The organism is Clavibacter zhangzhiyongii, assembly GCF_014775655.1.
Lineage (GTDB): Bacteria > Actinomycetota > Actinomycetes > Actinomycetales > Microbacteriaceae > Clavibacter > Clavibacter zhangzhiyongii.
This window is the reverse complement of sequence record NZ_CP061274.1, coordinates 2,870,179-2,888,394: the sequence shown is the minus strand read 5'-3', so window position 1 is coordinate 2,888,394 and position 18,216 is coordinate 2,870,179. Positions and strand designations below refer to the sequence as shown.

Here is an 18,216-nt window from a genome sequence, read left to right as displayed (position 1 = left end):
GAAGAGCGCCATGAAGATCCTCATGTTCGGACGCGGGGTCATCGCGACCATCTACGGCCAGGTGCTCCAGGAGGGCGGTCACGAGGTCGAGTTCCTCGTGCGCCCGGGCCGTGCCGCCGAGTACGGCGACGAGGTGCGGACGGACGTCATGGACGCGCGCCGCTCGCCCCTGGGCCGTCGCGTCCGCGGCTCCGTCACGACGCGGCTGCGGGAGGACCTCGGATCCGCGGACGGGTTCGACCTCGTCGTGCTCAGCGTCGGGCACCACCGCCTCGAGGAGGCCGCCGCGTACCTCGCGCCCCGCATCGGCGACGCGACCGTGCTGGTCTTCGGCAACGTCTGGGACGAGCCGCTCGCGGCGATCGCCCCGCTCCCCGCCGACCAGGTGGTGTTCGGATTCCCCCAGGCCGGAGGGGGTTTCGGGCCGGACGGGGTCCTGCACGGCGCCCTCTTCCGATCGATCGTCCTCGATGCGTCCGGGCGCGCGGCCGGTCGTCGTGGACAGCTGGTGCGCGCGGCGTTCCGGCGAGCGGGGATCGGCACCCGGGAGGAGGAGGACATGCGGGGATGGCTGCTGCTGCACTTCGCCATGGACGCCGGCATGTTCGCCCAGGCGCGGGCCGCGGGCGGTCTCGCGCGCATGGTCGGGCGTCCGCGAGCGCTCCGGGAGGCGTTCCTCGCCAGCCGGGAGCTGCTCCCCGTCCTCGCGGCACGCGACGTGGACCTCCGCCGGCACGTCGCCGCCGCGGTCCCCTGGCGGCTCCCCGGGCTGACCGGCTGGATGCTGGCGGCCGCGACCGTCCTCGTGCCGATCGCGCGGGTGAGCCTCGCCGCGCACACCGATCCGGACGCCGCCGAGCACCGGGCCGTCCTCGAGGATGCGCGGAGCACGGCCCGGCAGCTCGGCATCGCGACGCCGCGGCTCGCGCGAGCGGCAGGCTGACGCGTCCGTCGGCTGGCGGTGGCTACGCCTCCCCCGGCGCCCGCCCCGCCCCCGCCGGCACGAACCGGTACCCCATGCCGGGATCCGTGAGCAGGTGCCGCGGGTGCGACGGGTCCGGCTCGAGCTTCTTGCGCAGCTGCGCCACGTAGAGGCGGAGGTAGCCGCTGTCGTTCACGTGCGTCGGCCCCCAGATCTCGGTGAGGAGGGTCTGGCGGGAGACGAGCCGGTCGGGGTTCCGCACGAGCAGCTCGAGCACCTGCCACTCGGTGGGGGTGAGGCGCACGCGTTGGTCGGCGCGGGTGACGACGCGGGCCGCGAGGTCGACCGTGACGTCGGCGAACGCGACGACGGCCGAGCGGTCCTCGTCGGGCGCGGCGCGGCGGCCGAGGGCGCGGATCCGGGCGAGCAGCTCGTCGATGGAGAACGGCTTCGTGACGTAGTCGTCGGCGCCCGCGTCGAGGGCCTCGACCTTGTCGGCGGCGCCCGAGCGGCCGGAGACCACGAGGATCGGCGCGGTCGACCAGAGCCGGAGCGCCTGGATCACCTCGACGCCGTCGAGCCGCGGCATGCCGAGGTCGATCATGTAGAGGTCGGGCTTCTCGGCGACGGCCAGGCGGATGGCGGCGGCGCCGTCCTCGGCCGTGATGATGTCGTAGCCGAGGCTCGTGAGGGTGATGCGGAGGGCGCGCAGGATCTGCTGGTCGTCGTCGGCGATGAGGATCCTCACGCGGTCACCTCCGAGGCGGGCGCGGCGGCGGCAGTGGCGGCGGCGGCACCGGCCGGGGGCGCGGCGGGCGCGGATCCCGCCCGGCAGGCCGGCAGCGCCACCACCATCGTGAGCCCGCCGCCCGGGGTGTCCTCGGCGGTGAGCGTGCCGCCCATCCCCTCGGTGAAGCCCTTGGAGAGCGCGAGCCCGAGGCCGAGGCCGGACGCGTTGTCGGTGTCGCCGAGGCGCTGGAACGGCACGAACATGTCGTCGCGGCGCTCGGGCGCGACGCCGGGGCCGTGGTCCACCACGCGGATCTCCACCGCCTCCGCGAACGCGCTCGTGCTGAGGCGCACCGGCACCCCGACGGGCGCGTGCCGCACGGCGTTGCTGAGCAGGTTGACGACCACGCGCTGCAGGAGGCCGGGATCCGCCACTGCGCCGGGAAGGTCCGGCGCGAGGTCCAGAACGGCGTCGGCGGGTCCGAGGTCCAGTTCGTCGAGGGCGGCGAGCACGACGTCGTCGAGGTCGACGTCCATCAGCCGCACGCCGAGGACGCCCGCCTGCACGCGGCTGACGTCGAGGAGGTCGGTGACGAGGTCGGCGAGCGTGCCGAGGCTCTCCTCGGCGGTGGCCAGGAGCTCGTCGCGGTCGCCCTCGGCCCAGCGCATGTCGGGGGAGCGGAGCGCGGTGACGGCCGCGGTCGCGGCGCTGAGCGGTCGCCGGAGGTCGTGGCTGACGGCCGAGAGGAGGGCCGTGCGCACGCGGTCGGTCTGGGCGAGCGGGCCGACCTCGCGGGCCGTGTCGGAGAGGTCGCGGTGCTCGAGCGCGGCGTCGAGCTGCGCGGCGATGACGCGGAGCAGGCGGCGGCCGGACGCCTCGAGGTCGTCGCCGTAGAGGGTGAGCACGGCGCGGGACCCCACGGGCACGTCGGTCGCGGCCGCGCCGGTGACGACGCCGTCCCACGCGATGGTCGCGTCGCGGTCCGCGAGCTTCACGCCCTGCAGGCCGAACGCCTCGCGGGTGCGGCTGACGAGCGCGTGCACGGCGCCCTCGCCGCGGAGCACGGATCCGGACACCGTCGCGAGCAGCTCCGCCTCGGCGGCCGCGCGGCGGGCGAGGCGGGTGCGGCGTGCAGCCTGGTCGACGATCCAGCTGACGAGCAGCGCGATGACGACGTAGAGCACGAGCGCGAGCAGGTGCAGCGGCTCGTCGACGGTGATCGTGTAGAGCGGGTCGATGAAGAAGTAGTCGAGCGTGATCCCGGAGAGCACGGCCGCGAACAGGGCCGGCCAGATCCCGCCGACGAGCGCGACCAGCACCACGAGCAGCTGGTACGAGAGCACGTCGCTCGTGATGGAGTCCTCCGAGCGCGTCGCCGAGAGGAGCCAGGTGAGCAGCGGGCCGCCGACGAGCGCGAGGAGGGCGCCCATCACCCGGCGCCGCATGCTGAGGGCGCCGCCGCGGATGCGCGGGAGCCGGAAGCGCCCGCCCGCCGCCGCGTGCGTGACGATGTGCACGTCGATGTCGCCGGACTCGCGGATCACGGTGGCGCCGATCCCCGGCCCGGTGGTCGCGGCGGCCAGGCGGCTGCGGCGGCTGACGCCGAGCACGAGCTGCGTCGCGTTGGAGGCGCGGGCGAACTCCACGAGCGCGCGCGGGATGTCGTCGCCGACGACCTGGTGGTAGCTGCCGCCCAGCGAGTCGACGAGCGCGCGCTGGCGGGCGAGCGCCTCCGGGCTGCCGGAGCGGAGGCCGTTCTGGCTGGAGACGTGCACGGCGAGGAGCTCCCCGCCGGCCGAGCGGGCCGCGATCCGGGCGCCGCGCCGCAGCAGCGTCTCGCCCTCGGCGCCGCCGGTGAGCGCCACGACCACGCGCTCGCGGGCCTCCCACCGCGCGTCGATCCCCTTCTCGTCGCGGTAGGCGGCGAGCGCGGTGTCGACCTCGTCGGCGAGCCAGAGGAGCGCGAGCTCGCGGAGGGCCGTGAGGTTCCCGAGCCGGAAGTAGTGGGAGAGGGCCGCGTCGATCCGCTCGGCCGGGTACACGCGCCCGCCGGCGAGCCGGTCGCGCAGGGCCTCGGGCGCGAGGTCGATCACCTCGATCTGGTGGGCCTCGCGGAGCACGCGGTCGGGGATCGTCTCGCGCTGCGGCACGCCCGTGATCTTCTCGACCACGTCGTTGAGCGACGCGATGTGCTGGATGTTGACGGTGGAGATCACGTCGATGCCGGCGTCGCGGATCAGGTCGACGTCCTGCCAGCGCTTCTCGCTGCGGCCGCCGGGGGCGTTCGTGTGGGCGAGCTCGTCGACCAGCGCGATGGCCGGCCGGCGGGCGATGACCGCGTCGACGTCGAGGTCGGTGATCTCCACCCCGCGGTGCGACACCTCGCGGCGGGGCAGGATCTCCAGCCCCTCGAGCATGGCCGCGGTGGCGGCGCGGCCGTGGGTCTCCACGACCGCGACCACCACGTCCGCGCCCTCGTCGCGCAGCCGCCTGCCCTCCTCGAGCATCGCGTAGGTCTTGCCCACGCCCGGCGCCGCTCCCAGCAGCACCCGCAGTCGACCGCGCTTCATGTCTCCTCTTCCTTGCCCGCGTGGTGCGGGCGTCAGCCGCCGAGGCCGGCGAGCGCGATGTTCAGCTGGAGCACGTTCACGGTCGGCTCGCCGAGGTAGCCGAGGTCGCGCCCCTGCACGTGCTGGTCGACGAGGCGCTCGACCTCCTGCACCGGGATCCCCCGGGCCGAGGCCACGCGCGCCACCTGGAGTCGAGCGTATTCCGGGCTGATGTGCGGATCGAGCCCGGAGGCCGACGCGGTGAGCGCGTCGGCCGGGATCGTCTGCGGATCCACGCCGTCGGAGGCGGCGATCGCAGCCCTCCGCTCCTCGATCGAGGCGATGAGGTCCTCGTTCTCGGGGCCGAGGTTGCTGCCGCTGGACGCGGACGCGTCGTAGCCGTCGCCCGCGGCCGACGGCCGGGACTGGAACCACCCAGGTGACGCGGCGCCGTCGGCGTCCGTGAAGGACTGGCCGATGAGCGAGGATCCGACGACCTCCCCGTCGGCGGTGGCGAGCGAGCCGTCCGCCTGCGCGGGGAGCGCGAGCTGGCCGATGCCCGTGACGACGGCCGTGTAGCCGACGCCGAGGATCACGGTGAGGACGGCCATCGCGCGGACGGCGACGCCGGCGGTGCGGAGGGACTGGCGGGGGGAGGGCATGGGGTTCCTTGTCTGGGTGGGGCGTGCGGGGAGCGGTGCGGGATCAGAAGCCGGGGATCAGGCTGACGACGAGGTCGACGAGCTTGATGCCGACGAAGGGCGCGACGACGCCGCCGACCCCGTAGACGAGCAGGTTCCGGCTGAGCACCTTGGAGGCGCTGAGCGGCCGGTACTTCACGCCCTTGAGGGCCAGCGGGATGAGCACCACGATGATCAGCGCGTTGAACACGATCGCCGAGAGGATCGCGGACGCCGGAGAGTGCAGCTGCATCACGTTGAGCACCGCGAGCTGCGGGAAGACGCCCGTGAACATGGCGGGGATGATCGCGAAGTACTTGGCGATGTCGTTGGCGATGGAGAACGTGGTGAGCGCGCCGCGGGTGATGAGCAGCTGCTTGCCGATGCGGACGATGTCGATGAGCTTGGTCGGGTCGGAGTCGAGGTCGACCATGTTGCCGGCCTCCTTCGCGGCCGACGTGCCCGTGTTCATCGCGACGCCCACGTCGGCCTGCGCGAGCGCGGGCGCGTCGTTGGTGCCGTCGCCGGTCATGGCGACCAGCCGGCCGCCCTCCTGCTCCTTGCGGATGAGCGCGAGCTTGTCCTCGGGCGTCGCCTCGGCGAGGTGGTCGTCCACCCCGGCCTCGGCGGCGATGGCGCGGGCGGTGAGCGGGTTGTCGCCCGTGATCATCACCGTGCGGATCCCCATCGCCCGCAGCTCCGCGAACCGCTCCTTCAGGCCGTCCTTCACGACGTCCTTGAGGTGCACGACGCCGAGCACGCGGCCGGATCCGTCGGCGTCCTTGGTCGCGACGACCAGCGGGGTGCCGCCGGAGTTCGAGACGGCCTCGACGGTCGAGGTGAGCTCGTCGCGGACCAGCATCGGCAGCGCGCGGCCGCCTTCCTCGAGCCACGCGAACACGGCCGACGACGCGCCCTTCCGGACGATGCGCCCGTCGGGCAGGTCGACGCCCGACATGCGGGTCTGCGCGGTGAACGGCACGTCCACCCCGCGCGGCAGCGTCGCGGTGTCCACGCCCTGCGCGACGGCGAGGTCGACGACGCTGGATCCCTCCGGCGTCGGGTCCGCGAGCGACGACATGGCCGCGGCGCGGGCGAGCTCCTCGCCCGTGACGCCGCCCACCGGGATCAGCTCGCTGGCCCGGCGGTTGCCGTAGGTGATGGTGCCGGTCTTGTCGAGCAGCAGCGTGGTGACGTCGCCGGCGGCCTCGACCGCGCGGCCCGACATCGCGAGCACGTTGCGCTGCACGAGCCGGTCCATGCCGGCGATGCCGATGGCGGACAGCAGCGCGCCGATGGTGGTCGGGATCAGGCAGACGAGCAGCGCGATGAGCACCGGCACGCTCACGGTCGCCGCCGAGTAGGAGGCGATGGGGTTGAGCGTGAGGGCCACGACCACGAAGACGATCGTGAGGCTCGCCAGCAGGATGTTCAGCGCGATCTCGTTCGGCGTGCGCTGGCGCGACGCGCCCTCGACGAGGCCGATCATGCGGTCGACGAACGTCTCGCCGGGCTTCGAGGTGATGCGCACCACGATCCGGTCGCTCAGCACCCGCGTGCCGCCCGTGACGGCGCTGCGGTCACCGCCGGACTCGCGGACCACCGGGGCGGACTCGCCCGTGATGGCCGACTCGTCGATGGAGGCGATGCCCCACACGACGTCGCCGTCGCCCGGGATCGACTCCCCGGCGACCACGACGACCATGTCGCCGAGCGTGAGGTCGGCGCTCGACACCTCGCGGAGCGCCGTGCGCTCGGCGCCCGGATCCGCGGCCTGGTCGTAGGACGCGACGACGTGTGCCATGGTGCTCGTGCGGGTCTTCCGCAGGCTGTCGGCCTGCGCCTTGCCACGGCCCTCGGCCACCGACTCCGCGAGGTTCGCGAAGACGACGGTGAGCCAGAGCCACAGGGCGATCCCGGCCGTGAAGGTCGCGGGCACGGCGCTGCCGCCGGAGGATCCGGGGCCGCCCGTGAAGGGCTCGGCGATCGCGAGCACGGTGGTGAACGCGGCGCCGACCTCGACGATCAGCATCACCGGGTTCTTCCACATGAGGCGCGGGTCGAGCTTCCGGAACGCGCCGGGGAGCGCCTCGGCGAGCTGCCGGGCGTCGATGGCGCGGGCGCGCGACGGCTTCGGCTCGGACGGATCCGACGGGACGGCCGCCGGCGCGGAGCCGGCCTCGGGGGTGATGGTGGTCATGACTGCAGCCCTTCCGCCAGGGGACCCAGCGCGAGAACGGGGAAGTAGGTGAGAGCGGTCACGATGACCGTCACCCCGATGAGGAGGCCGACGAACTGCGGCCGGTGGGTGGGCAGGGTCCCCGCCGTGGAGGGGATGCGGTCCTGCGCCGCGAGGGATCCGGCGAGCGCCAGCACGAGCACGATCGGCACGAAGCGGCCGAGCAGCATCGCGACGCCGAGCGCCGTGTTGAACCACGGCGTCGAGGCGGTGAGGCCGGCGAACGCGGACCCGTTGTTGTTGGACGCCGACGTGAACGCGTAGACCACCTCGGAGAGCCCGTGCAGGCCGCCGTTGAGGATCGAGGTGCCCTCGACGTCCGCGCGCACCGCGGGGATCGCGAAGCTCAGCGCGGTGCCGACGAGCACCAGGATCGGCGTGACGAGGATGTAGAGGCTCGCGAGCTTGATCTCGCGCGGCCCGATCTTCTTGCCGAGGTACTCGGGCGTCCGGCCGACGAGCAGGCCCGCGACGAACACCGCGATCACGGCGAGCACGAGCATGCCGTAGAGGCCGGATCCGACGCCGCCGGGGGCGACCTCGCCGAGCATCATGTTGAGCATCGGCATCATGCCGCCGAGCGCCGTGTACGAGTCGTGCATCGAGTTGACGGCACCCGTCGAGGTGAGCGTCGAGGTGGATCCGAACAGCGTCGAGAGCACGATGCCGAAGCGCTGCTCCTTGCCCTCCATCGCGCCGCCCGCGGCCATCGGGGCCGTGCCCGCACCCTGCAGCTCGAAGAGCGTGAGGGCTGTGAAGGAGGCCAGGAAGATCGTGGCCATGACGGCCGCGATCGCGGTGCCCTGGCGGGTGTCGCCGACCATCTTCCCGAAGGTGCGGGGGAGCGAGAACGGGATCACGAGCATCAGGAGCACCTGGAACGCGCTCGTCCAGGCGGTCGGGTCCTCGAACGGGTGCGCGGAGTTCGCGTTGAAGAATCCGCCGCCGTTCGTGCCGAGCATCTTGATCGCCTCCTGCGAGGCCACCGGCCCGCCCGGGATGGTCTGCGTGCCGCCCGCGAGGGTCTGCACCTCCTGGAACCCGGCGAAGTTCTGGATCACGCCGCCCGCGATGAGGACCACCGCGGTGACGAGCGAGAGGGGCAGGAGCAGGCGGAGCGACCCGCGGATCAGGTCGACCCAGAGGTTGCCGATGGTGCCGCTGCGCGTGCGGGCGAAGCCGCGGACGAGCGCGATGGCCACCGCGATGCCGACCGCCGCCGAGACGAAGTTCTGCACCGCGAGCCCGGCGAGCTGGACGGTGTAGCCCATGGTCGCCTCGGGCGAGTACGACTGCCAGTTCGTGTTGGTGACGAACGAGACGGCCGTGTTGAAGGAGATGCCCTCGGGCACGGCGGGGAGGCCGAGCGCGTAGGGGAGGGACGCCTGGAGGCGCTGCATCGCGTAGACGACGAGGACGCCGGTGAGCGAGAACGCGAGCACCGCGCGGAGGTAGGCGGGCCAGGTCTGCTCGGAGCGGGGATCCACGCCGATGAGGCGGTAGATGCCGCGCTCGACGCGCAGGTCGTGGCGCGACTCGTACATGCGCGCCATGAGGTCGCCCAGCGGGCGGTGGACGAGGACGAGGACCAGGACGACGGTGGCGACCTGGAGGATGCCGGCGAGCGCCTCCATCAGAACCGCTCGGGGCGGATCAGGGCGTACACGAGGTACACGACGGACGCGATGCCGAGCACGGCGGCGGCGAGGCCGGCCGCGTCGGCGAACGAGGTGATCACAGCTTCTCCACCCCCCGGGCGACGAGGCCGACGAGGGCGAACAGGACGATGGCGCCTGCGATGTACACGAGGTCGAGCACGGGGATCCTCCGGTGAGGGGTGCCGCGGCCGGTCGGACGCGGGTGCCCGGCGGGGCACGGAGGACCACTAGACACCTCGCGCGCGGGCGTCCTCACGCATCCATACGGTTCCCTCACGGCGCCGCGGGGAACCTCACGACACTCCTACGCGGGGGCGCGGCGAGGCGGTCCCGTCGGGGATCGCGAGCTCCACGGCGTCCCGGAGCGGGAGCCGGTCGCGCCCGCGGGGAGGGCGTCAGCCCGCGAGCGCGAGGTCGACCGTGCCCGCGGTCTTCACGGTGCCGTCGGCCGCGAGCGCGGTGAAGGTCGCCTCTGCCGGTGTGGTCATGCCGCGCTCGACCGTCCAGCGGCCGGGGCCGGTGGCGGTGGCGGTGTGCTCGGGCAGGGCGGCCTCGGGATCCGCCGACGGGCCGGACTGCTCGAGCGTGCCGGAGCAGCCGTCCTCGTCGCACATGCGCACGAGGGCGACCCGGGCGACGGCCTCCTCGGATCCGACGACCCGGACGTCCAGCGTGTTCCGGTAGCCGACATCGCTGCACGCGAAGGCGGCGGCGCTGCAGGAGCTGAGCGGCGCGGCGGCGAGCAGGGCCACGGCGACCAGGCCGACGACGCGGGAGGGGCGCGGGGAGCGGGGCATGCCCGACCCTCGCACGCGCGCACCCCCGCCGGACAGGCCCGTGACCGGATCGTCATCGTCGGGCCGCGTGACGTGCCCCCTACTGGGGCCCGGACCGGTCCGGGCGCGCCGACCGGCGCCCGTAGCGTGGAGGGCATGGCGACCCGATCCCCCTGGCTCCAGCCCGGCCCCGCGAAGCGCTGCGCCCGGCTCGCTGTGGTGTGGGGCGTGCTCGCCCTGCTCGCCGCCGTCATCGCGGTCGTGCTCGTCGACATCCCGGTGGCGGGCCGGATCTGCGAGGCGCTCGCCGCGGTCGCCTTCGCGGTGGTGGCCGTCTCCTACTACGCGAGCTACCGCGTGCACGCCCGCGAGGGCCTGCCGGGCTGAGCCCGCCGCGGGTGACGGGTCACGCAGCCCATTCCGCCACCACGTCCGACCCCACCTTCACGATGAGCACCGCCACCACCACGATGAACGCGATGCGGATGAAGCGGCTGCCGCGGGCCACGGCCATGCGGGATCCCGCGTAGCCGCCGACCATGTTCGCGACGCCCATCCCGAGCGCGAGCGCCCAGAGCACGTGGCCCTGCGGGATGAAGAAGGCGAGGGCGCCGAGGTTCGTCGCGACGTTCACGATCTTGGCCTTGGCGCTCGCGAGCACGAAGTCGTAGCCGAGCGCGGTGATGAGCGCGATGATCAGGAACGTGCCCGTGCCGGGTCCGATGAGCCCGTCGTAGAAGCCGATCACGACGCCGAGCAGCGCCGCGATCCCGTGGTGCTTCCGGCCCGTGTGGCGGAGCGCGGCCACGTCGCCGAGGCGCGGGCGGGCGATGGTCACGACGGCCACGATCACGAGCGCGACCACCACGAGCGGCTTGAACACCGAGGCGGGCAGCAGCGCCGCGAGGCTCGCCCCGCCGTAGCTGCCGGCCAGCGCGACCGCGGCCATGGGCAGGGCGGTGCGGAGGTCCGGGTGCGTGCGCCGGTACCAGGTCACGGCGCTCGTCGTGGTGCCGAAGAGCGACGCGAGCTTGTTGGTCGCGAGCGCCTCCACGGGCGTGATCCCCGGCACCAGCAGCAGCGCCGGCAGCTGCAGCAGGCCGCCGCCGCCCACGACCGCGTCGATCCAGCCGGCCGCGAGCGCCGCCAGCAGCATGAGCAGCGCGACCTGGAGGGTGATCTCGCCGAGGGATCCGCCGATGTCCATCCGCCGGCGCTACGCGGCGGGCGCGGCGTCGGGCCGCGCGTCCGCCGACTCGAGCGCGACCAGGCGGCGGATCTCCTCCGCGTCCACGTTCACGCCGAAGAGCGAGCGGCCGGGCTCCAGCACGCGGCCGGCGCTCAGCGGGCCGATGTCGACGGGGTCGAAGCCGAACGCGTCCACGAGGGCTGCGACGGTCGCCCGGGCCGCGTCGTCGTCGCCCGCGACCGCGATGCCCTTGCGGCCCGGCTCGCCGGCGGGCCGCGGCCCCTCGTCGAGGTCGTGGTACCCCATGTGGTTGAAGGCCTTGACGACGGTGGAGCCGGGGAGGGAGTCCTGCACCAGCTCGCTCGTGGAGGAGGCGGGGTGTGCGAGGTCGTCGCGGTGGCCGTCGACCTCCCACCAGTAGTTCATGGCGTCGACCACGAGCTTGCCGCGCAGCTCCGCGACGGGCACGGAGGGCAGCTTGCCGAGGGGGAGGGCGAGGATCACGACGTCGGCGCGGGCGGCCGCGTCGGCCGAGGTGGTGGCGACGGCGCCGGGCGCGAGCACGTCGACGATGAGGGCGATGCGCGACGGTTCCCCCGAGCCCGAGATGAGCACCGGGTGCCCGGCGGCGATCGCGCGGCGGGCGAGCACCGTGCCGACCTTGCCGGCGCCGAGGATCCCGACGGTGACGGATCCCGCCGCCTCCGACCGGTCGGCGTCGGGTCGGGCGGCGGGAGCGTCGGGATGCGTCATGGATCCATTCTCCGCGGACGCCCGCCCGGGTCACGACCCGTCGCCGGTGGCCGTCGCCGCCGGGTCCCGGCGAGGATAGGGTGGCGTAGCGGTCGACACCCGGTCCCTGCGCTCCGCGTCCCACCTCGCGCACTGTTCGGGCCTTGGAGGCTCCCATGCTCATGGTCATCCCCCCTCGTGCGTCGGCCCGTGCCTAGCCGCGGGGCCGTGGCCGAGGCGGCGCGGGCGCTCGAGCACGCGACGGCGGTCGGATCCGACCTGTGCGGCCCCCTCGTCGCCGCGTTCGGCGTGAGCGGCGCGGCCGTCTCCACCCTCGGGGACCCGCTCGGCAGCGAGACCGTCTGCGCCTCGGACGACCACGCGGGCCGGCTCGACGAGATCCAGCTCGACCTCGGGGAGGGCCCGTGCTGGGAGGCGCTCGTCACGCGCCGTCCCGTCCTCGAGCCCGACATGCAGGGATCCGGCGGCACGTCGTGGCCGCTCGCGCGCCGGGCCATGCACGAGAGCGGCGCCGGTGCCGTCTTCGCGTTCCCGCTCGTCTTCGCGGGGCTCAGCCTGGGCGCGGTCGACCTCTACTCCCGCACCGCCCGCGACATCTCCGACCGGGAGGTGACGGACGCGACGACCCTGTCCCGGATCGTCGCCCGCCAGATCCTCCGCCGCGCTCTGCTGGCTGCGGATGCCTCGCAGGAGGAAAATGGGGAGTGGGTGGGCCGGTACTCGCGCCGCGAGGTGCACCAGGCCACCGGGATGGTCGTCGCGCAGATGGGGATCCCCCCGGCGGATGCGCTCCTGGTGCTCCGCGGCCACGCCTTCGCCACGGGACGCCCGCTGCGGGACGTGGCCGAGGACGTCGTGGGCCGCACGCTCGACTTCACCCCGGACCGCTGACGCGGCCCACCGATCACCGACCACCCGAGAGACCCAGAGGAACCACGCCGATGCCCGAGACGCGGGAAGAGCTGCTCGTCCACACGTTCGTGAGCCTCGCCGACTCGCTCGTGAGCGACTTCGACGTGCTCGAGCTGCTCCAGACGCTGGTCGACCAGGCCACGCTGCTGTTCGACGCGAGCGCGGCGGGCATCATCATCGGGCCCGACGACGCGCACCTGGAGGTCGTCGCCTCCACGAGCGAGAAGAGCCGGCTGGTCGGGCTGATGCAGCTCGAGGTCGGCGAGGGTCCGTGCGTCGAGGCGGTCACCACCGGCCAGGTCGTGTCCGTGGCCGACGTGCGCGCGATCGCCGACCGCTGGCCGGCCTTCGCGGCGCAGGCGGCGGGGGCCGGGTACGTGTCGGTGCGCGCGATCCCGCTGCGGCTGCGCGGCCAGGTCATCGGATCCCTCAACCTCTTCCGCGAGCACGAGGGCGTGCTCAACGAGGCCGACGCGATCGCGGCGCAGGCGCTCGCCGACGTGGCGACCATCAGCGTGCTGCAGGAGCGGACGATCCGCGACAGCAGCGTCGTGCGCGACCAGCTCCGGCACGCGCTCGACAGCCGCGTGGTCATCGAGCAGGCCAAGGGCGTCGTCGCGCACATGCACGGCGTCGACATGGACGCCGCGTTCCGGCTCATCCGCCGCGAGGCCCGCAGCACCAGCACGGCGATGCCGGAGGTCGCGGCGGGCATCGTGGCCGGGCGGATCACGCTGGGGTCGCGCGACCGGTCCTAGCCGGCGCACCGCCGCGCCGACGGCCGGGTCAGTCGAGCTCGCCGGCGAGGATCCGGTCGAGCGTGCGGAGGCCCTCCCACACGTGCGCGCGCAACCCCGCGCGGCGGGCGGCCTCGACGTTGCCGGTCTTGTCGTCGACGAAGAGGATCCGCTCGGCCGGGCTCCCCAGGCGCTCCGCCGCGACGGGCCACACGTCCGCGTCGGGCTTGGCCATGCCGAGCCGCGCGCTCGTCATGACGTGGTCGAAGCGCGCGCCCCAGCCGTCGGGGTCCTCGAGCACGTCGGCGAGATCGTGCGGCGCGTTGCTCAGCACGGCGAGCCGGTAGCCCGCCGCGATGGCGCGGTCGAGCGCGGCGAGGACCTCGTCGTCGGGCGAGGCCCAGCGGCGCTGCTCGATGGCGACCAGCTCCCGGAGGCCGTCCTCGGAGGGGGTGGCGGCGTCGACGTCCGCGGCGACCGCGTCCCAGAACCCCCGGGCGCTCCCGCCGCGGTCGTACGGCTCCCGGTGCGCGTCGAAGGCCCCGCGGACGCGCCGTTCCGCGTCCTCGCCGGCGACGCCCGCGGGATCCAGCGCGCGGGCCAGCGCGCCGATGTCGTCCGGCCGCGTGATGAGCACGCCGCCGATGTCGAAGAGGAGCCAGGGCAGGGCGGGGTCGCGGTTCTCGGGCACGGGTCTCCTTCGGGACGTGGCGGACGGGTCCCCTCGAGCATGCCCGCTCGGGCGATGCGGCACGCGCATCGTCCGGCCGCCGTGCGGATCGCGTGAGGGTCGCCGCCCTGCGCGCACGGCTTCCGTGAGGGCGGGCGCGGGCCGTGCTGCGCGGGGGTAGACCTGCAGCCATGACCCTCACCGCGATCCTCCCGTCGCTCCGCCGCAGCATCCCGGATCCGCTCGCCGCCGCCCTCTGGCCCGCCGGCACCGTCGCCACCACGACCGACCTGCGGGTCGGCGACGTCTCCCTCGTCGCGCTCGCCGGCGAGCGCGGCACGCCCTGCACCGTCACCGGCCCGGTGGTCGAGCGCGGCAGCGGCGGCCGCGCGTCGCGCACCGCGTCGGCCTCCGCGGTCGTCCTGCGGATCCTCGCCGTCGCGCCCGCGACCGCCGACGCCCCGCGCGCCCTGCTCCTCGACGCGGACATCGCGGGCCTCGCCTGCACCTGGTCGGAGGTGCGGCTGATCGGGCGCGCGTCCACCGCGGCCGCGCGGCCCGCGGTGGTCGGCGGCACGCTCGTGCGCCTGCCCGCCGACGTCGCGGCCGGCGACCTCATCGCGGTGCCCGTGCCGGCGGTCGTCGAGGTGCGCGGGATCCGCGTGGTCGACGTCGCGACGCCGGTGCCTGTCGAGCTGCCCGTGACGGTGCGCGCGCTCGCGTCCGTGCGCTGATCCGCCGCCGCCCGGCCCGTGCGATCCCGCCCCGGGCCTGTACTACACTCGATCCCGGTGGCGTGTCCGAGCGGCCTAAGGAGCACGCCTCGAAAGCGTGTGTGGGGGAGACTCCACCGTGGGTTCAAATCCCACCGCCACCGCCAGCAGGATCCCGGCGGCTCGCCTCGCGCGACGCCCCCGATCCGCGCGAAGGGCCCCGGGAGACCGGGGCCCTTCGTCGTCCCCGGCGGTCATCTCGACATGCCGTCGACGTCGGGTCACCGGAGGAAGGCAGCTACGCGGCCCGCCCTTCACGTGCTCGCCCACGCCTCCCGCACAGCCGCGCGGAGGATCCTCGTGCACACGCACCAGGCACCGCCGCCCGCGCCTCCGTCGGGTCCGGCCATGATGGGCGCCGGGCTCACCTCGCATCGGGGGGCGCTCCTCCCGCGTTTCGAGATCGGAGCACCGCCATGTCCCACGACGTCGAGCCCTCGCCGGGCGCCTCCGCCCCGCTGTCGGATCCCGTGCCGCACGCCGGCCGGGCCGCCGCGCGCGGGGTCACGCCCGGGGTCCTCCTCGCCTCCGAGTGGTCGTGGCGCCTGGTGGTCATCGGCATCGCGGTGGCCGCGGCCGTGTGGATCCTCGTCTCGCTCAAGGAGGTGGTCGTCCCGTTCCTCATCGGCCTCCTCGTCTGCGCGCTGCTGCAGCCGCTCGTCGCGGCGCTGCGCCGGCGGCGCTGGCCGGCGTGGCTCGCCATCACGTCCACGCTGCTCGCGACCGCGGTGGTCATCGCCGGGCTCGTGCTGCTGGTCGTCACGCAGATCCGCACGGGCATCCCCACCCTGCAGCGCGAGGCCATGGCCCGCTTCGAGGACGTGCGCGACCTGCTCGCGCAGCCGCCCTTCAACGTCGTGCCGGCCGACTACGACGCGCTGCTCGCGTCCGCCGGGAAGGCCCTCGAGAGCAGCCGCGAGGCCCTGCTCACCGGGGCGCTCGACGCGGGGCTCGGCGTCGGCCACCTCGTCACGGGCGCGCTGCTCGCGTTCTTCACCATCGTCATCGTGCTCATCGACGGGCGCGGCATCTGGCGGTTCGTCGTCTCCGTCATCCCGCGGCGCGCGCGTCCCGCGATCGACGGCGCCGGCCGCGCGGGCTGGGGCACGCTCTCCGCGTTCACGCGCGTGCAGATCTTCGTCGCCGCCGGCAACGCGGTCGGCATCGGCATCGCCGCGTGGATCCTCGGCCTCCCGCTCGCCATCCCCATCGCCGTGGTCGTGTTCCTCGCGTCGTTCATCCCCGTGGTCGGCGCCATCGTCTCGGGCGCGTTCGCGGTCGTCATCGCGCTCGTGTTCGTGGGGCCGCTCCAGGCGGTCATCATGCTGGTCGCCGTCATCGGCGTGCACCTGCTCGAGTCGCACGTGCTGCAGCCGCTCGTGATGGGCGGGGCCGTGCACGTGCACCCGCTCGCGGTCGTGCTCGCGGTCGCCGCGGGCTCCTACGTGGGCGGCGTCGCGGGCGCCCTGTTCGCCGTGCCGTTCGTCGCGACGCTCAACGTGATGGTCCGGTACGTCGCCGGCGGCAGCTGGAAGGCCCGCACCCCCGCCGTAGGATCGTAGGGACGCACCTGCGGAGTCGACGGAGCCGCCCGCGCACGTCTCTACCGGGAGGACCCCACCATGACCGAGGAGAACTACTCGAATCCGGATCGCAACCTCGGGATGGAGCTCGTGCGGGCCACCGAGGCCGCGGCCATCCGCTCCGCCCCCTTCATCGGCAAGGGCGACAAGAACGCCGCCGACGGCGCCGCGGTCGACGCGATGCGCAAGTTCCTCGGCACCGTCGCCTTCGACGGGCTCGTCGTCATCGGCGAGGGCGAGAAGGACGAGGCGCCGATGCTCTTCAACGGGGAGCACGTCGGCAACGGCTTCGGCCCCGCGTGCGACATCGCGGTGGATCCCATCGACGGCACGAGCCTCACCGCCGCCGGCCGCATGAACGCCCTCTCCGTCATCGCGGTGAGCGACCGCGGCAGCATGTTCGACCCGTCGGCCGTCTTCTACATGGACAAGCTCGTCACCGGTCCCGAGGGCCGCGGCGTCGTCGACCTCGACCGCCCCATCGGCGACAACATCCGCGCGCTCGCCGAGGCCAAGGGCCTCGCGGTCGAGGACATGCAGGTGGCCGTGCTCGACCGGCCACGGCACGCCGACCTCATCGCGCAGATCCGCGCGTCCGGCGCCTCCACCCGCCTCCTGCTCGACGGCGACGTGGCGGGCGGCATCAACGCGGCCCGCCCCGACTCGCGCATCGACATGTGCGTCGGCATCGGCGGCACGCCGGAGGGCATCATCACGGCGTGCGCCATCAAGGCGCTCGGCGGCGTGCTCCTCTCCCGCCTCGCGCCCAAGGACGACGCCGAGCGGCAGCGGGCCGTCGACGCGGGCCACGACCTCGACCGCGTCCTCGACCAGGACGACCTCGTCACGGGCGACAACGCGTACTTCGTCGCGACCGGCGTCACCGACGGCGCGCTCGTCGCGGGCGTCACGCGCCACCGCGGCATGATCCGCACCTCGAGCATCGTGCTCCGCTCGCACTCCGGCACCATCCGCCGCGTGGAGGCCGACCACCTCGTCTCCAAGTGGTACAGCCTGGCCAGCTGACCGGATCCCGGCCCGCCCCGCCATGACGCGCACCCGCCGCAGCCTGCTGACCCGCCTCGTCCCGCCCGTCATCCGGCTGGTCGGCGGGCAGGGCGAGTTCGCGTCGCCCGACCGCACCATGCGCCGGGCCGCCCGGCGGGTGCTGCGGCCGGGCGGGTTCGCGCCCCCGCCGCTCCTCCGCGGGGTGCGCGTCACCGCGCGGGTGGAGCGCGGCTGGCACGTCTACGAGGTCGCGCCGGCGGGCCCGGCCACCCGCCGCCGCGCCCTGTACGCGCACGGCGGCGGGTGGACCCACGAGATCTCGCCGTTCCACTGGTGGCTCGTCGCCGGGCTCGCCCGCCGCACCGGCACGACCTTCACGGTGCCCATCTACCCGCTCGTGCCCACCGGCACGGCGGCGGACGTCGTCGCGCGCACGGCGGACCTCGCGGAGGCGCTCGTCGCCGAGGTCGGCGCAGACGGCATCACGCTGATGGGCGACTCGGCCGGCGGGCAGATCGCGCTGTCGACCGCGATGGCGCTCCGCGACCGCGGGGTGCCCGCGCCGCGCGACGTCGTGCTCCTGTCGCCCGCGCTCGACCTGACGTTCTCGGATCCGCTCATCGCGCGCATCCAGCCCACGGACCCGTGGCTCGCGGTCGACGGCATGCGCGCCGCCGTGGAGTCGTGGCGCGGGGAGCTGCCGGTGGAGGATCCGCGGGTCAGCCCGCTCCGCGGATCGCTCGCGGGCCTCGGCCGCATCACGGTCTTCACGGGCACGCACGACATCCTCTTCGCCGACGCGCGCGCCCTCGAGCGGAAGGCGGCCGCGGCCGGGCACCCGGTGCGGATCCACGTGGAGCCGGACCTCCTGCACGTCTACGCGCTCATGCCGATCCCCGAGGGCGCCCGGGCCCGCGACGCGATGGTCGCGCTGCTGCTGGCCTGACGCGGCGGCGCCCGGCCGGTCGGCCGCGCGACGGAGCCCCCCGCCGGCCCGCCGGAGGAGAAGCGGCGTACGTTCGAGGAGCGGGCGATGA

The 18,216-nt window shown here is 74.4% G+C and carries 18 protein-coding genes and 1 tRNA gene; 9 read left to right on the top strand and 10 right to left on the bottom strand.

Annotation, left to right across the window (positions count from 1 at the left end; all coding sequences use genetic code 11):
- Positions 1-10: 10 nt before the first annotated feature.
- On the top strand, positions 11-943 hold the full coding sequence (locus tag H9X71_RS13665; protein ID WP_191147569.1) for a ketopantoate reductase family protein: 933 nt from the start codon (positions 11-13) through the stop codon (positions 941-943).
- A gap of 22 nt (positions 944-965) precedes the next feature.
- Here the strand turns inward: H9X71_RS13665 and H9X71_RS13660 are convergent, their stop codons facing one another.
- The 7 genes from H9X71_RS13660 to H9X71_RS13630 all read right to left on the bottom strand — a co-directional run bounded on the left by H9X71_RS13660 (position 966) and on the right by H9X71_RS13630 (position 9,575).
- Positions 966-1,670, bottom strand: coding sequence for a response regulator (locus H9X71_RS13660; RefSeq protein ID WP_191147568.1), 705 nt, complete (start codon positions 1,668-1,670; stop codon positions 966-968).
- Positions 1,667-4,222 (bottom strand): DUF4118 domain-containing protein, encoded by a 2,556-nt coding sequence (locus H9X71_RS13655; RefSeq protein ID WP_191147567.1) that lies wholly within the window; start codon positions 4,220-4,222, stop codon positions 1,667-1,669. Before H9X71_RS13655 ends, H9X71_RS13660 begins: the two co-directional genes overlap by 4 nt.
- 32 nt (positions 4,223-4,254) lie before the next feature.
- Positions 4,255-4,863 (bottom strand): potassium-transporting ATPase subunit KdpC, encoded by a 609-nt coding sequence (kdpC, locus tag H9X71_RS13650; protein WP_191147566.1) that lies wholly within the window; start codon positions 4,861-4,863, stop codon positions 4,255-4,257.
- A 43-nt stretch (positions 4,864-4,906) separates the two neighbouring features.
- Complete coding sequence (gene kdpB / locus H9X71_RS13645) at positions 4,907-7,081, bottom strand: potassium-transporting ATPase subunit KdpB (RefSeq protein ID WP_191147565.1); 2,175 nt, start codon at positions 7,079-7,081, stop codon at positions 4,907-4,909.
- Entirely contained in the window at positions 7,078-8,754 is a 1,677-nt protein-coding gene (gene kdpA, locus H9X71_RS13640; protein ID WP_191147564.1) for a potassium-transporting ATPase subunit KdpA, read from the bottom strand. Before kdpA ends, kdpB begins: the two co-directional genes overlap by 4 nt.
- Positions 8,754-8,858 carry a K(+)-transporting ATPase subunit F gene (gene kdpF, locus H9X71_RS13635; RefSeq protein ID WP_043668301.1) on the bottom strand — a complete coding sequence of 35 codons (105 nt, stop codon included), beginning with the start codon at positions 8,856-8,858 and terminating at the stop codon, positions 8,754-8,756. Before kdpF ends, kdpA begins: the two co-directional genes overlap by 1 nt.
- A 315-nt stretch (positions 8,859-9,173) precedes the next feature.
- Entirely contained in the window at positions 9,174-9,575 is a 402-nt protein-coding gene (locus H9X71_RS13630) for a hypothetical protein (protein WP_191147563.1), read from the bottom strand.
- A 135-nt stretch (positions 9,576-9,710) separates the two neighbouring features.
- Between H9X71_RS13630 and H9X71_RS13625 the strand changes: the two genes are divergently transcribed.
- On the top strand, positions 9,711-9,941 hold the full coding sequence (locus tag H9X71_RS13625; protein WP_191147562.1) for a hypothetical protein: 231 nt from the start codon (positions 9,711-9,713) through the stop codon (positions 9,939-9,941).
- 19 nt (positions 9,942-9,960) lie between these two features.
- On the opposite strand, the gene H9X71_RS13620 is transcribed toward H9X71_RS13625, so the two are convergent.
- Positions 9,961-10,761, bottom strand: a complete 801-nt coding sequence (locus H9X71_RS13620; protein ID WP_191147561.1) for a sulfite exporter TauE/SafE family protein — start codon at positions 10,759-10,761, stop codon at positions 9,961-9,963.
- Positions 10,762-10,770: 9 nt separating this feature from the next.
- Positions 10,771-11,496 (bottom strand): NADPH-dependent F420 reductase, encoded by a 726-nt coding sequence (locus H9X71_RS13615; RefSeq protein ID WP_191147560.1) that lies wholly within the window; start codon positions 11,494-11,496, stop codon positions 10,771-10,773.
- 207 nt (positions 11,497-11,703) lie between these two features.
- Between H9X71_RS13615 and H9X71_RS13610 the strand changes: the two genes are divergently transcribed.
- Together H9X71_RS13610 and H9X71_RS13605 are read left to right on the top strand one after the other, a co-directional pair.
- Positions 11,704-12,387, top strand: a complete 684-nt coding sequence (locus H9X71_RS13610) for a GAF and ANTAR domain-containing protein (RefSeq protein ID WP_244961637.1) — start codon at positions 11,704-11,706, stop codon at positions 12,385-12,387.
- Between the two features lie 50 nt (positions 12,388-12,437).
- Positions 12,438-13,166: a GAF and ANTAR domain-containing protein gene (locus H9X71_RS13605; RefSeq protein WP_191147558.1), complete on the top strand. Its 729-nt coding sequence runs from the start codon at positions 12,438-12,440 to the stop codon at positions 13,164-13,166.
- A gap of 28 nt (positions 13,167-13,194) precedes the next feature.
- Here the strand turns inward: H9X71_RS13605 and H9X71_RS13600 are convergent, their stop codons facing one another.
- On the bottom strand, positions 13,195-13,836 hold the full coding sequence (locus H9X71_RS13600) for an HAD family hydrolase (RefSeq protein ID WP_191147557.1): 642 nt from the start codon (positions 13,834-13,836) through the stop codon (positions 13,195-13,197).
- A gap of 170 nt (positions 13,837-14,006) precedes the next feature.
- Here H9X71_RS13600 and H9X71_RS13595 point away from each other — a divergent pair, with 170 nt between their 5' ends.
- From H9X71_RS13595 to H9X71_RS13575, 5 genes are all read left to right on the top strand, one after another.
- Positions 14,007-14,549 carry a hypothetical protein gene (locus H9X71_RS13595; RefSeq protein ID WP_191147556.1) on the top strand — a complete coding sequence of 181 codons (543 nt, stop codon included), beginning with the start codon at positions 14,007-14,009 and terminating at the stop codon, positions 14,547-14,549.
- A 56-nt stretch (positions 14,550-14,605) separates the two neighbouring features.
- Positions 14,606-14,695: transfer RNA gene (locus H9X71_RS13590), tRNA-Ser, on the top strand.
- 309 nt (positions 14,696-15,004) lie between these two features.
- Entirely contained in the window at positions 15,005-16,150 is a 1,146-nt protein-coding gene (locus H9X71_RS13585) for an AI-2E family transporter (protein WP_191147555.1), read from the top strand.
- A gap of 60 nt (positions 16,151-16,210) precedes the next feature.
- Entirely contained in the window at positions 16,211-17,197 is a 987-nt protein-coding gene (gene glpX, locus H9X71_RS13580; RefSeq protein ID WP_191147554.1) for a class II fructose-bisphosphatase, read from the top strand.
- Positions 17,198-17,219: 22 nt separating this feature from the next.
- Positions 17,220-18,125 (top strand): alpha/beta hydrolase fold domain-containing protein, encoded by a 906-nt coding sequence (locus H9X71_RS13575; protein WP_191147553.1) that lies wholly within the window; start codon positions 17,220-17,222, stop codon positions 18,123-18,125.
- The last annotated feature ends 91 nt before the right edge of the window (positions 18,126-18,216 follow it).